12 protein-coding genes are annotated in these 13,539 nt (G+C 70.1%); 5 read left to right on the top strand and 7 right to left on the bottom strand.

Annotated elements, in window-relative coordinates:
* Positions 1 to 3: 3 nt before the first annotated feature.
* The 5 genes from VV01_RS06320 to VV01_RS06340 are packed head-to-tail and all read right to left on the bottom strand — an operon-like array spanning position 4 to position 4,766.
* Positions 4 to 975, bottom strand: a complete 972-nt coding sequence (locus VV01_RS06320) for an NADPH:quinone oxidoreductase family protein (protein WP_050669148.1) — start codon at positions 973 to 975, stop codon at positions 4 to 6.
* Between the two features lie 27 nt (positions 976 to 1,002).
* On the bottom strand, positions 1,003 to 1,680 hold the full coding sequence (locus VV01_RS06325; RefSeq protein ID WP_050669149.1) for a histidine phosphatase family protein: 678 nt from the start codon (positions 1,678 to 1,680) through the stop codon (positions 1,003 to 1,005).
* The gene (locus VV01_RS06330; RefSeq protein WP_050669150.1) at positions 1,677 to 2,753 is read right to left on the bottom strand and encodes a phosphotransferase family protein; all 1,077 of its coding nucleotides are present in this window, start codon (positions 2,751 to 2,753) and stop codon (positions 1,677 to 1,679) included. The genes VV01_RS06325 and VV01_RS06330 overlap by 4 nt, the downstream gene beginning before the upstream one ends.
* Positions 2,754 to 2,757: 4 nt before the next feature.
* Positions 2,758 to 3,522: an SDR family oxidoreductase gene (locus VV01_RS06335; RefSeq protein ID WP_050669151.1), complete on the bottom strand. Its 765-nt coding sequence runs from the start codon at positions 3,520 to 3,522 to the stop codon at positions 2,758 to 2,760.
* Positions 3,519 to 4,766, bottom strand: coding sequence for an acyl-CoA dehydrogenase family protein (locus tag VV01_RS06340; RefSeq protein WP_050669152.1), 1,248 nt, complete (start codon positions 4,764 to 4,766; stop codon positions 3,519 to 3,521). The genes VV01_RS06335 and VV01_RS06340 overlap by 4 nt, the downstream gene beginning before the upstream one ends.
* Positions 4,767 to 4,806: 40 nt before the next feature.
* Here VV01_RS06340 and VV01_RS06345 point away from each other — a divergent pair, with 40 nt between their 5' ends.
* The 3 genes from VV01_RS06345 to VV01_RS06355 all read left to right on the top strand — a co-directional run bounded on the left by VV01_RS06345 (position 4,807) and on the right by VV01_RS06355 (position 7,583).
* Positions 4,807 to 5,394, top strand: coding sequence for a TetR/AcrR family transcriptional regulator (locus VV01_RS06345; protein ID WP_197275004.1), 588 nt, complete (start codon positions 4,807 to 4,809; stop codon positions 5,392 to 5,394).
* Positions 5,395 to 5,470: 76 nt separating this feature from the next.
* Complete coding sequence (serA, locus tag VV01_RS06350) at positions 5,471 to 6,667, top strand: phosphoglycerate dehydrogenase (protein ID WP_050669154.1); 1,197 nt, start codon at positions 5,471 to 5,473, stop codon at positions 6,665 to 6,667.
* A gap of 271 nt (positions 6,668 to 6,938) precedes the next feature.
* Positions 6,939 to 7,583 (top strand): DUF6801 domain-containing protein, encoded by a 645-nt coding sequence (locus VV01_RS06355; RefSeq protein ID WP_050669155.1) that lies wholly within the window; start codon positions 6,939 to 6,941, stop codon positions 7,581 to 7,583.
* A gap of 72 nt (positions 7,584 to 7,655) precedes the next feature.
* On the opposite strand, the gene VV01_RS06360 is transcribed toward VV01_RS06355, so the two are convergent.
* A complete protein-coding gene (locus VV01_RS06360; RefSeq protein WP_071606310.1) occupies positions 7,656 to 9,164 on the bottom strand; it encodes a cytochrome P450 in 1,509 nt (502 codons plus the stop codon).
* Positions 9,165 to 9,256: 92 nt separating this feature from the next.
* Between VV01_RS06360 and VV01_RS06365 the strand changes: the two genes are divergently transcribed.
* Positions 9,257 to 9,685 carry a hypothetical protein gene (locus VV01_RS06365; RefSeq protein ID WP_050669156.1) on the top strand — a complete coding sequence of 143 codons (429 nt, stop codon included), beginning with the start codon at positions 9,257 to 9,259 and terminating at the stop codon, positions 9,683 to 9,685.
* Here the strand turns inward: VV01_RS06365 and VV01_RS06370 are convergent.
* Entirely contained in the window at positions 9,682 to 10,332 is a 651-nt protein-coding gene (locus VV01_RS06370) for a DUF6891 domain-containing protein (protein ID WP_050669157.1), read from the bottom strand. The two genes, VV01_RS06365 and VV01_RS06370, sit on opposite strands and share 4 nt — an antisense overlap.
* Positions 10,333 to 10,427: 95 nt before the next feature.
* Here VV01_RS06370 and VV01_RS23795 point away from each other — a divergent pair, with 95 nt between their 5' ends.
* The gene (locus tag VV01_RS23795) at positions 10,428 to 13,523 is read left to right on the top strand and encodes an AAA family ATPase (protein ID WP_050669158.1); all 3,096 of its coding nucleotides are present in this window, start codon (positions 10,428 to 10,430) and stop codon (positions 13,521 to 13,523) included.
* The last annotated feature ends 16 nt before the right edge of the window (positions 13,524 to 13,539 follow it).

Consider the following 13,539-nt stretch of genomic DNA (forward strand, 5'->3'; position numbering starts at 1 on the left):
CGCTCAGCCGGCGACGCGCAGCAGGATCTTGCCCTGGGCGCGACGCTCGTCCAGGTCGGTGAGCGCCTGTCCGATGTCGGCGAGGCCGTACGACGCACCGATCAGCGGGTCGATGTGCCCAGCCGAGCGCAGCTCCATCAGCCGGTCCCACTGCTGACGCAGCACCTGCGGCTGGGGCAGCCAGTACGCACCCCAGCCGACGCCGACGACGGACGTGTTGTTGTGCAGGAGGCGGTTGACCTTGACCGTCGGGATGTCGCCACCGGTGAACCCGATGACGAGCAGTCGACCCTCCGGGGCGAGACTGCGCAGCGAGTCGGTGAAGCGGTCCCCGCCGACCGGGTCGACGACCGCGTCGACACCCCTCCCGCCGGTGATCTGCTTGACGCGGTCCTTGAACCCGTCGGCCAGGACGACCTCGTCCGCTCCGGCGCGCCGGGCGACCTCGCTCTTGGCGTCGGTCGACACGACGGCGATCACTGACGCGCCGACGCTCTTGGCCACCTGGATCGCGGCTGTGCCGATGCCGCCCGAGGCGCCGTGGACGAGCACGGTCTCACCGGCCGCGAGGCGCGCTCGCTGCTCGAGCCCGAACACGCAGGTCAGGTAGTTCATCGGCAGCGCCGCGGCGGCGTCGAGGTCGACGTCATCGGGTAGGGGGAGCACCATCGCCTCAGCGGTGTGCACCAGCTCGGCGAACCCGCCGAACGCCGGGAACGCTGCGACGCGCTGGCCGACGGTCAACGTCGACCCTGCCGGCACCTCGCGTACGACGCCCGACACCTCGGCACCCGGCACGAACGGCAGCTCGGGCTTGAACTGGTACTCGCCACGGGACAGCAGCACGTCCGGGTAGGCGACACCCGCGCGATGCACCTCGATGAGGACCTGATCCGTCGGCCGGGCGGGCTCGGGCAGGTCGCCGACGGTGACGGACGACGGTCCGCCGAGGGTGGTGATCTGTGCTGCGCGCATGCGAATCTCCTTGGGGGAGTGAGGATCTCAGTGGTACGTGATGGCGTCGGCGGTCGACTCGAGGTGCTCGTGACCGTTGAACGACACGAGGGTCAGGCCGGACGCACCGCTGAGCACCTTGGTGACAGCGGTGTTGATGGTGGTGGCGTTGATCGATGCCCAGCGCTGGGGCGACCCGGTGAGCAGGCGACTCGTGACGAGACCGATCGGGCCACCCGAGGTGACGACGACCGTCGTACCCGCCTGCTGAGCAGCACCGTCGAGAGCGGCCCCGACGCGGGCGGCGAACGCCGCGAACGTCTCGGTGTAGTCGTCGTGCTCGCCCGACGCCCAGCGCGCGGTCGCCGCAGCGAACACGTCCTGAAAGGCCTTGCGGGGCTTGAGAGTTCGCGCGAGATCGGCCTTCATGACGAGCTGGTTGCGGTACGCCGGCCGGTGGGCTGCGATGACGTCCTGGTGGTCGAACTCCGCCCACCGCTCGTCAGCCTCGGGTGTCGACGACCAGCCCGCAGCCTCGACCATGCCCACGGCCGTGTCGAGCTGACGCCGCATCCCGCCGTGCAGCACCCGGGCCGGGACGACCCCGCGGTCGGCGAGCGCACGACCGAGCAGAGCGGCCTGCTCGTGACCGCGCTCGGACAGCACGTCGTAGTCGCGCTTGCCGAACGACGCCTGCCCATGACGCACGAGGAGGATCACGCTCATCGGCCGGCCTGACGGATGAGCGAGCGGCAGCGCAGGTCGAGCGCGGTGACCGCGAGGTAGAGGTTCTTGAACGCCGGGTTGGTGGTCTGCTTGTGGTGGTAGCGGTAGTAGATCTGCTGGGCGATCGCCGCGAGCCGGAACAGCCCGAACACCTCGTAGAACGCCCACTCGCGGTCACTCACGTCGAGGCCGGCGCGCTCGCAGTAGTGGTGCACGACCTCGCGTCGCGACAGCATGCCGGGCAGGTGGCTCGGCTGGCGGCGGAACATCCGGAACGCGAGGTTGTCGTCGGCCTGCACCCAGTACGCCATCGACCCGCCGAGGTCCATCAGCGGGTCGCCGAGGGTCGCCATCTCCCAGTCGAGCACGCCGATGACCCGGGTGGGGTCGGCACGGTCGAGCACGACGTTGTCGAGCCGGAAGTCGTTGTGGATCAAGCAGTTTCGTGCGTCGGGCGGCTGGTTGGCATCGAGCCACGCCATGACCTTCTCGAACGACGTCACGTTGCGGGTGCGCGCCTTGCGGTAGCGGTCCGACCAGCCTGCGACCTGCCGAGCGACGTACCCGGTGCCGCGCCCGAGCTCGCTCAGACCGGCCGCACCGGGGTCGACGGCGTGCAGCTCGACGAGCACGTCGAGCACGTTGCGCCCGAGGGTGCGCGCCTGGCCGGGGGAGAGGTCCACCCCGGCCGGCATCTCCTTGTGCGGGATCAGCCCGTCGAGGCGCTGCATCACGTAGAAGTCAGAGCCGATGACCGACTCGTCGTCGCAGAACGCGACCATCTGCGGCACGTACGGGAACGAGTCCGCGAGGCGGTCCTGGATCGTGAACTCGCGCCGCATGTCGTGGGCGCTCTTGGCCTTGCGCCCGCCCGGCGGGCGTCGCAGGACGATGTCGCGGTCGGCGTACGAGAGCAGGTAGGTGAGGTTGGACGCGCCGCCGGAGAACTGGCGTACGGACGGTATGTCCTCGAGTCCTGTGGTGTCAGAGGCGTTCTCGCGCAACCAGCTCGCGACGGCGTCGACGTCGAAGGAGTCCTCGGCGCGCACCTCCCGCGCGTCGTCAGCGGCCATCGCCTCAGACCATCCGACGGACGACGGACAGGGGCAGCGCCTTCATCGCCGTGCCGATCGGCACCCACGGCCAGGCCGGGACGTACGCCTTGGCCTTGCGCGCCTCGATGGCCTCGACCATGGCGCGTACGCCGGTCTCGGTGTCGACCATCATCTTCTGCTCCTGCTCGACGTGCTCGTTCATCTCGGAGCGGATGTAGCCGGGGAAGATCGTGGACACGTCGATGTCGAGCTCGGGACGGCCGATGACCTCCGAGCGCACGCCCTCGGCAAGGCTCGCGACGCCGGCCTTGGATGCGGCGTAGGTCGTCATCGCACGGCGCATCCCGCGCAGGGCCGAGATGGAGGAGATGACCACGAGGTGGCCGCGCTTCTGCTCGCGGAACACCTCCATCGCGGCCTCCATCTGGGCCAGCGCCCCGACGAAGTTGGTCATGGCTGTCTCGCGGTTGGCGTCGAAACGTCCGGTGCCGAGCGGCGTGCCCTTGCCGAGCCCGGCGTTGACGACGAACCGGTCGAGACCGCCCAGCTCGGCGGCCACCTCGCGCGTCACGGCGAACACCGCGTCGTGGTCGTTGACGTCGAGTGCGCGGGTGCGCACGCGCCGGCCCGGGTGGGCGGCCTCGATCTCGGTCTTGAGGGCCTCGAGCCGGTCCGTACGACGCGCGGTCAACGCGACGTCGTGCCCGCGGGCGGCGAGCTGGCGGGCCATCTCGGCGCCGAGGCCCGAGCTCGCGCCGGTGATGAGGGTGCGGGTGTTGTCGGTCATCGCTTCGCTCCGTACTTCATCAGCTCCAGGCGTGCCGCGACGCCACGGTGCACTTCATCGGGTCCGTCGGCCAGGCGCAGCGCACGGGCGTTGGTCCAGGCGCCGGCGAGCGGGAGGTCCTCCGACAGCCCACCGCCGCCGTGCAGCTGCATCGCCATGTCGATGACCTCCTGGGCCATGGTGGGCACGGCGACCTTGATCTCGCTCACCGCAGAGAACGCGCCGAGCGGGCCCTGGGTGTCGAGCAGCCAGGCGGCGTGCTGCACGAGCAGACGTGCCTGGTTGATCTTGATGCGGGCGTCGGCGATGCGTTCGCGGTTGCCGCCGAGGTTGGCCAGTGGCTTGCCGAACGCCGTCCGGTCCAGCGCGCGGCGGCAGGCCAGCTCCAGCGCCGCCTCCGCGAGGCCGATCAGTCGCATGCAGTGGTGGACGCGCCCCGGGCCGAGACGACCCTGGGCGATCTCGAAGGCCCGCCCGGGCCCGGCCAGCACGTTGGCGAGGGGCACGCGTACGTCGGTGAACGACACCTCACCGTGCCCGTGCGGCGGGTCCTGGGTGCCCATCGTGCTCAGCAGCCGTTCGACCTTCACCCCGGGCGCGTCGCGAGGCACCAGCACCATCGAGTGCTGGGAGTGCCGGTCGGCGTCGGGCGCGGTGAGGCCCATGAAGATCAGGATCGCGCAGTCCGGGTGGCCGACACCCGTCGACCACCACTTGCGGCCGTTGATGACCATCTCGTCGCCGTCGACGACCGCGGTCGCCGCCATGTTAGTCGCGTCGGACGAGGCCACGTCGGGCTCGGTCATGCAGAACGCGCTGCGGATGTCGGCGCGCAGCAACGGCTCGAGCCACTCGCGCTGCTGCTCGGGGCTGCCGTAGCGCAGCAGCACCTCCATGTTGCCGGTGTCGGGTGCGTTGCAGTTGAAGACGTGGGGTGCGAGGAAGGAGCGTCCGGTCAGCTCGGCGATCGGGGCGTAGTCGACGTTGGACAGGCCAGTGCCGCCTGTCGTGCCGTACTTCTCGGCGTACGCGTCGCCGTGGCCGGCGGGCAGGAACAGATTCCACAGCCCCTGCTCACGCGCCTTCGCCTGCAGCTCGGCCACGACCGGGAGCGGCGTCCACGGGTCGTCGGCCGCGGCGAGGTCGCGGTGGTACTGCTCCTCGACCGGCTCGATCTCGGCCTGCATGAACGCGCGGACCGCCTCGGTGAGCTCGGTCGCGCGGGCGGAGGGCGTGAAGTCCATGGCGTTGACCGTAACCCGTTGTTGAGCAATGCTCAATAACGTGTCCGAGACCTCGCCGCCGCGTTCTCGAGCGCGGCTCAGCCCCGACGAGCGCCGCCGCCAGCTGGTCGGCATCGGTCTGCGCCGACTTGTCGAGCGCCCGATCCAGGACCTGCCGATCGACGAGGTCGCGGCCGAGGCGGGCATCTCGCGGGGTCTGCTGTTCCACTACTTCCCGACGAAGAACGACTTCTACGCGGCGGTCGTGGCGGCTGCCGGGCGGCGGGTGCTGCGTACGATCGCGCCGGACGACGGCGTGCGCGGCGCGGCCGGCGTACGACAGCTGTTGGAGCGCTACGTCGCCCAGATCGACCGTCGGCGCGACTCCTACCTCGCCCTCGTCCACGGTCGAGGACCGGTGCGCGGTGACGACGACCTCGCGCTCGGCCTGCGGATGGCGCTCGCCCGCCGCATCGCCGACCTGCTCGACCTCCCCGACGACCGGTCGCCGGTCCTGCACGGCTGGGTCGCGTACGTCGAGGACCGTGCGCTCCAGTGGAGCGCCCGCGGGCCTGACGAGCGTGAGAGCTCGGCCGAGGTCGTACTCCACTGCGAGCGCGCGCTGGACGCTCTCCTCGCCCTGTCGTGACCTCGGCTGAGGGGCGTTGGAGACCGCAGAGCGGACAGGTCGACGCGCGCACACACGTCCTTGCGAAAATGCCCTCGTGAAGGCCTTGCTGCTCGAGAACGTCCACCCGCTCGCAGAGTCGCTCCTGACCGACGCCGGTATCGACGTCAAGACGGCCGGCGGCGCGCTCGACGAGGACGAGCTGATCGCTGCCCTCGACGGGGTCGACGTCGTCGGAATCCGGTCCAAGACCGAGATCACGTCTCGCGTGCTCGACAACGCCCCCTCGCTGAAGGCGATCGGCGCGTTCTGCATCGGCACCAACCAGATCGCGCTCTCCGACGCGGCCGAGCGCGGCATCGTCGTCTTCAACGCACCGTTCTCCAACACGCGCTCGGTGGTCGAGCTCGCGATCGCCGAGATCATCGTGATGGCGCGCCGCCTCACCGAGAAGGACCGCGCCCTGCACGACGGCGTCTGGGACAAGAACGCCAAGGGCAGCCACGAGATCCGCGGCCGGCGCCTCGGCATCGTCGGCTACGGCAACATCGGCTCGCAGCTGTCTGTCGTGGCCGAGATGCTCGGGCTGCAGGTCTACTTCTACGACACCGACGACAAGCTGGCGCTCGGCAACGCCCGCCGGTGCGCGAGCCTCAACGAGCTGCTCGAGGTCGCCGAGGTCGTCACGCTGCACGTCGACGGCCGCGACGGCAACGCGGGGTTCTTCGGGGCCGAGCAGTTCGCCCGGATGCGTCCGCGGTCGCTGTTCCTCAACCTCTCGCGCGGCTTCGTGGTCGACTACGACGCGCTGCGCGACAACCTCGAGTCCGGTCATATCGCGGGTGCCGCTGTCGATGTGTTCCCGGTCGAGCCCAAGAAGCGCGGTGACGCGTTCACGTCCCCGCTGCAGGGTGTGCCCAACGTGGTGCTGACACCTCACATCGGCGGCTCCACCGAGGAGGCGCAGGAGGACATCGGCCGCTTCGTCGCCTCCAAGCTGCGCGACTTCGTCCAGCACGGCAGCACGACGCTCAACGTCAACCTGCCCTCGCTCAACCTCGAGCAGCGCGCCGGCGGCTGCCGCCTGATGCACTTCCACACCAACACCCCTGGTGTCCTCGCGAAGGTCAACAGCGTGCTCGCCGCGCACGACGTCAACATCGACGGACAGATGCTGGCCACCCACGGTCAGACCGGCTACGTCGTCACCGACGTCGCCCAGGGGCTGTCCGAGGCGGTGCTCACCGAGCTGCAGGCCATGCCCGAGACGGTGCGACTGAGCGTCATCGGCTGAGCGCGACCGGGTTCCCGCTGACCCGGCTTCGGCCTCCTTGAGGCCGGCCGGTGGCACAGATCGTCTGGTCGGGGCGTCAGCCTCCGGTCTTGACCTGGCATGGATCAGGTTCACGGTAGGACTGGTTGGTGCAGGTGCGCCCATTTCTGCCGAAGCCTCTTGAGACCTGGATCACACACTCCTTAGCGTCGGTCGCGTTACCTACGTGAGGGTAAGTCGGTCGCCGAGTTCCGTTCGGTGCCAGGCGAACCCGCTGATCAAGGAGAGCACCATGCAGCAGCACGGAGCATTCAGTCAGCGTACGAAGACCACGACGACGCGTCGTCTCGGAGGCCTTGCGGCAGCCACGGCCTGCGTCGCCGCGCTGGGCCTGTCCGGCCCGGCGACGGCCCAGGCGAGCTCGTCCGGGCCGAGCGTCTCGGCAGGGCCGGTGACGCTGCAGTACTCCTGCAAGCTCACTGACCTCGGCACCGTGTTCAACGATCCCTGGACCGCTGAGGTGAGCGCCGATCTGCCCACCGAGGTCGCTGCCGGGGCGAGCGTGCCCGGGCCGGCCGTCACGGCGAAGGTCACGACCGGAGCCGATGCCGCCGATCAGCTGCGAGCGCTCAACGTCAAGACGCTCGAGGGTACGAGCGCAGCCGGCTACTCGCTGGCCGGCGCCGTTACCAGCCCGGGAGCGCGCACTGCGTCGTTGACGGTGCCCCAGGTGGCCGTACCGGACACGGGTGTCGTCACGACCACCGCGAGCGGCACCGGTGCTGCCGAGACCGCGGCCTCCACGCCGGGCACGATCACGGTGAGCGTGGGCGACTTCACCGCCGACCTCACCACGGACAGCGGGTTCGTGGCCCATGTGGGATGCACGCTCAACCCCGACCAGGACGCCACGCTCGGCACCATCAGCGTGGTCTGACGCCACGGGGTGCGCGACCGGCCGGCTCGTGTCCGAGCCGGCCGGTCGTCGTACATCGGTGGTGCGGTCTGCTCACCCGCGGGTGTGCGTCACCGGGCACATCGCCTCGGCCACGTGATCGACCGGGCAGGCGTCGCCCTCGGCGGCGGCGCTGTCAGGCGAGCGGTCGAGGATCGCCTCAGGGCTGGGCGTGCGCCGCGTCAGCGAGAGCTCCAGGCCCACCGGCATCAAGGTGAGGCGTTCGGCGATCGCGAGCTCGTACGCCGGGTCGGCCTTCATGTCGTAGCGGTGGAACAGGCGAGCGAGCACCAGCACGGCCTCATGAAGGGTGAACTGCCTTCCGATGCAAGCGCGTTCGCCGACGCCGAACGGGAAGTACGTGTGTGCCGGCCGCGCACGGACGTTGGCCGGGAGGAAGTGGTCGGGGTCGTACGACTCGGCCTGCTCGCCCCAGACCGCCGGGTCGCGATGGATCTTGGGGATGAGCACCGTGGCCCAGTCGTCGGGGCCCATCGGGTAGCGGCCACCGACGACGGTCGACGTCCTCGGGCCACGGGTGAACGCCGGTGCGGTCGGCCACAGCCGCAGCGCCTCGTCGAGGCAGCGGCGCAGGTAGCGGAACTTGGCGACCTGCTCGAACGCCGGCTCGGCGTCAGGGTCCGCGCCCAGGACGGCGTCGGTCTCGGCCTGTGCCTTGGCAACCACCGAGGGGTCTCGCGTCATGTAGTGGAGCGCGAAAGACAAGGCGCCAGAGGTGGTTTCGTGGCCGGCGACCAGGAACGTGTTGATCTGGTAGCGGATGTTGAGCGGGTCGAGCTTGTCGCCGGACTCCTCGTGCGCCGAGTGGAGCATGAGCCCGAGCAGGTCGTGGGTCGAGGTGTCGCCGCTGGCGATGCGTGCCCCGATGATGTCGTCCAGCATCCCGTCGACGAACGAGCGGTGCTTGTCGAACTCCTTGGCACCCCGCCGCAGGAGCAGCCGGCCACCGGGCACCGCTGAGAGCGCGCCGCGGCGCTGACCACGACGCAGGGACTCGACCATCGCCGTCACGAACGGGTGCTGCTCGTCGGTCGTGAACGAGTCGAAGGACGTGCTGAACGACGTCCGCCCGATGGTCTCGAGCGTCATCTTGGTGAGGGCGGGGGAGACGTCGACCGGCCCGGAAGCGTTGTCCCACAACGAGATCAGCTCGGAGCACACGTCGTTCATGACGCCGTGGTAGCTCTGCATCGCAGAGCGGGTGAACGCCGGCTTGAGCAGGTCGTGCGCCAGGCTCCAGCTCGGCTCGTCGGAGTAGGCGGTGAAGAGCCCGTCGCCGGCGGTCTCGCGCAGCGCCGCCAGCCCGGGCGGCAGCTTCTTCTCGAAGCGCTTCTCGTCGCACAGCTCGCGCGCCAGCTCGGTGTCCTGGACGAACACCATCTTCTGGCGCCCGAGGCGGATCTCGAAGACCGGTCCGAGGTCGTCCGCGGCGGCCATGAGGTTCTGGAACGGCTTCGGCGGGCGTACGGCGAGCAGGTCGCCGATGACCGGTCGGCGTCCGGGTGGGTGTGGCAGGTCGATGTGCGGCCAGTTCGGGGCCATGTGACTCTCCTCACGTCTACTACAGATGTAGAGGCTAGACCCTGTGGACAGCGGATGGGGCGGTCCCGCGAATTCGAGCACGCTGTGCCGTCATGACCACTCACGAGCGCCCTGAGCGCTGGGCCGCGGAGTCGCTGGCCCGACCCGACCGCGCGACCGCGCTTCTCGACGACCTCCTGACCGACGCGGACCGTGAACGAGGCAGCATCACGCTGCTCCTGTGCGACCGTGACGGCCTGCTGCTCGAGCCGCTCGCACTCAGCCTCGGTGACGACGACCGCAGCGCAGAGGCCGACAGCATGCTCGCGCGACTGACGGGTGTGTTCGAGGCAGCGCGCGCTTCGTCGCTCGTGATGGCGGTGGTCCGTCCGGGCTACAGCGCGGTCACCGATGCCGACCGCAGGTGGCACCAGGCGGTCATCGACCTGACCAGCAGCGGACCCGTACGACTGCTCGGCACCTACGTCGTGACGCGCTCGGACGTCGTACGGCTGCCCGACCCGCTGCCGTGCAGCGCCTAGTCGCCGGACTCGGCGAGCTCCATGCCCTGGTACGGCAGCTCGTAGACGATCGGTCCGACCACGATGCGCTGGTCGGAGGACAGGTGCGGTCGTACCGGCAGCCCGTGCTCGCGCAGGATCGCCGCGACATCGCGTCCGATCTCGTCCGGCGTGCTGCCGGCCTCGGCGAAGATGCCGTAGCCGATGGCGAGCTGGCCGTTCATGATCATCTCGTCGGTGTCGACGGCGTGCGCGAAGCAGTAGCCGCGCACAGCGACGCCGTGCTCGACCAGCTCCCGTGCCGAGTCGCTGATGTCCTCGAGCGCTGTCTGGGTGTCGCCGGCCTCGGCGAAGGAGTAGACGATGCCCGCGACGGTCATGGCGTGGAACGCGTCGAGCAGGGCGATCGCCTGCGGTGACGCGGCGGTCACCTGCGCGTTGTGGTCCCTGATGATCAGGTCGACCAGGTGCTCGACCTCGGCGGCCGACATGTCGGGCTCGGGGAAGTAGGCACCCATGTCCTGGCCGATCTCCACGAAGCCGCTCACGAGGGCGTCTCGAGTGTCGACGCCGGTCGCCACCTTCAGCGCGATCGCACCCGCGAACGTCACCGTGTCGGGAGGGAACGCCCCGTTGAAGTAGCCACCACGAGAAGCCTGTCCGTCCACTTCCCACACTCCGTCATACTCGCCAGTCACATCGCCTACGCTGGTGAGCCTAGGCGAACGTCCCCTTTCTTTGAGTTCCATCGGAGTGCAACGCTGTGGCCCTGGCCGACATCACGCGAGACGACGTGCTCGCAGCCATCACCGAGTTCGACGCCCAGGGCCGAGGCGCCTTCTTGGAGTCCTACGGTTTCAGCCCCACCGATGAGCACCTGCTCGTCCATGAGGGACGCCCGTACGACGTCCCCGCGCTGACCGCGGCGGCGCACGGTTTTGCCCGGCCCGAGTTCGGTGCGCTCACCCCGTTGTCGATGCCGCACGACCTGAGCGCTGTCACCGGCCATCTGCACGACCTCGGGTTCCAGGTCAAGAGCACCCACCACGCGCCGCGCCCCAACCCGCAGCGCCAGCTGGACATCAAGCGGTGGCGGTCGACGTACGAGCTGGTCTGCGAGACCGTGAAGGCCGACCCGTCCGCGCAGACCCTCCTGCAGCAGAGCGAGAACCACCGCGCCGAGCGTGACGAGGAGGCGCGGGCTCTGCTGAAGGAGCTCGCCCTGTCGCGCGACGTCCACGCGTTCGTCGAGCAGGCGTCGGTGTGGTCCCGGCGCCCGGGCCCTTACTCCGCGCTCAGCCAGACCGCACCGACCTGGCTCGGGCAGCTCATGGCGCACACCTCGGGCCGCGAGCGCGATCTCGCCGACCTGCTGGTCGACGTAACCCTCACGCCCGAGGACGATGAGCAGGCGGCGACCCGCATCCGGGCCGTCCAGGAGTTCATCGGCTCCGGCGGTCCCGACGCCTCGCGCATCCCGACGGTACTGTCGGTGTTCTGGTCGACCGACGGCGGCTCGACCTGGCCGGCCCTGTGGCCCCAGGGCGCCGACACCTTCCAGACGTTGGGCTGGATGGGCCGCCACCTGACCCACGCCGAGCGCTACGTCGCCTACGCCGAGCTGTGCCACTCGCTCGAGCCCGACGACCCGCGCCGGGTCGAGTGGGTGGTCGGCTATCTCGCGTCCCGTCAGCCCTTCTTCGGTCTCGGTACGGGCCTGCCCGCCATCTGCGAGGAGGCCGGGTCGCTGTTCATGGACTTCCACCCCGGCACGGGCTACCCGAGCCCGGGTGAGGAGGCTCGCGCGGCCGGCCTGGCGCTGCAGCTGCGCGGTGCGGCCACGCTGTCGGTGCGTTCGCTGCTCGGCCCGCTGGCCGAGGCGACCGGACTGCGGCTGCACGAGACCAACCTGCAGGCCCGCACCGGCATCTCCAAGGACGCCCCGTACCGCGTCGACGCCCACGCCACCTGGGCACTGCCGGGTGGTACGAGCGCGCCCGGCTTCCGCATGTGGATCACCCGGTCCGGGGTCGCCGTCGGCCTGCACTCCGGGTGGGACGGCCAGGGCAGCGCGCAGCGGCACGAGGAGATCGGCCGTCGCGTCGAGCGCTTCCTGCCCGAGGACATGACGTTCCTGACGATCCGGCCCGTGACGTCGGCCGATCGTGTGCACCCGGCCGAGCGCACCTACCCGGGTGGCGACATCTTCGTCGGTCGCTGGTGGGCCCACCCCGATGCGCTGGGCCGTGCCGACTTCGCCGACGACATCATCGAGACCGTCAAGGCCCTGGCGCCCCTGGTCGAGGTGATGAGCGGCAAGGAGCCCACCCCGACCGGGCCGCTCGACCTCGACCTGCTCGCCCAACTCGAGCGCTTCGTCGCCGAGCGTCCCTACCCGTCCGAGCGCGACACCTGGCACTCCGAGCAGCGACGCGCCCTGGCTGCGGCGCTCGAGCCGGCGGCGCTCGACGCGTTCGACCTGGTCGCGTTCCGCCGCCTGCTCAACGGGCGCGCCTACGGGCACCCCGGCTCCAACTCTGTCTTCAACGCCCGGCTGGCCGCGATGGACGCCGCCGAGCTCGACCACCTCGCGGTCCACCTCAAGCAGCTGCTGTGGGGCGAGGACGCCGATGACCGTGACCGCGTCGAGGCGATCCTCGGTGAGGGAGGGGTCCCCGGCCTGAGCGAGGCCGTGGTCATGAAGCTCCTCGCCGTCACCCAGCCGGGCCGCTACCTGCCGATCTACTCCCTCGGCGGCGCCGACGGCAAGATCGCGCTCGCCCGCGTCCTCGGCGTCGAGCTGCCCGAGGCCGAGGGCCAGTCGCGCGCCAAGCAGCACCTGATCGCCAACGACCGGCTGCGCGCTCGGCTCGAGCCGCTGCTGCCGGGCGACCCGTGGGGCCAGGCGCAGTTCGCGCTGTGGCTGCTGCGCAAGGGCGAGCCGGCCGCCGACCCCGAGCGCGACCTCATCGCCGAGGCGGCCGGAGAGCTCCTCGTCGACGAGGACTTCCTGCGTGGGGTCCACGGTCTGCTCGAGGACAAGAAGCAGATCATCTTCTACGGCCCTCCCGGCACCGGTAAGACCTACCTCGCTCAGCGGCTCGCCGCTGCGCTGCAGCCCGACTCCACCAAGCGTGCGGTCGTGCAGTTCCACCCGTCGACCTCGTACGAAGACTTCTTCGAGGGCTTCCGGCCGCGCCTGGACGCCGGTGGTCAGATGGTCTACGAGCTGCGCAAGGGTCCGTTGGCGCTGCTCGTCGAGGCGGCCGAGGCCGACCCGACGACGCCGCACATCATGCTGATCGACGAGATCAACCGCGCCAACCTGCCGCGGGTGTTCGGTGAGCTGCTGTTCCTGCTCGAGTACCGCTCGCAGAGCGTCATGACCTCCTACCGTCCCGACGAGGGCTTCGAGCTGCCGCCCAACCTCTACTTCATCGGCACCATGAACACCGCCGACCGCTCGATCGCCCTGGTCGACGCGGCGTTGCGTCGCCGGTTCCACTTCGTGCCGTTCATGCCGCACGAGGGTCCGATGGAGGGCCTGCTCGGCCGCTGGCTCGCGCGTCACGGCGGGCCGGTCTGGGTCTCGGGTGTCGTCGACCGCGTCAACGCCGAGCTGCGCCAGGCACTGCGTGGCCCGCACCTGCAGATCGGCCACAGCCACTTCATGAGCGAGGGTCTGGATGACGAGGCGCTGCAGCGCATCTGGACCTACAGCGTCTACCCGTTCATCGAGGACCAGTTCTACGGTCGCGAGGACCTGCTGCGGACGTTCACCTGGCAGGCGGTGCGCGAGCGGCATGCCGAGAGTGCGCAGGCCGAGGTCGGCGCGCTGCCGCCGTCACGCAAGCGCTGAGGTCCGCTCGTGGACG

It is taken from the genome of Luteipulveratus halotolerans, assembly GCF_001247745.1.
GTDB lineage: Bacteria > Actinomycetota > Actinomycetes > Actinomycetales > Dermatophilaceae > Luteipulveratus > Luteipulveratus halotolerans.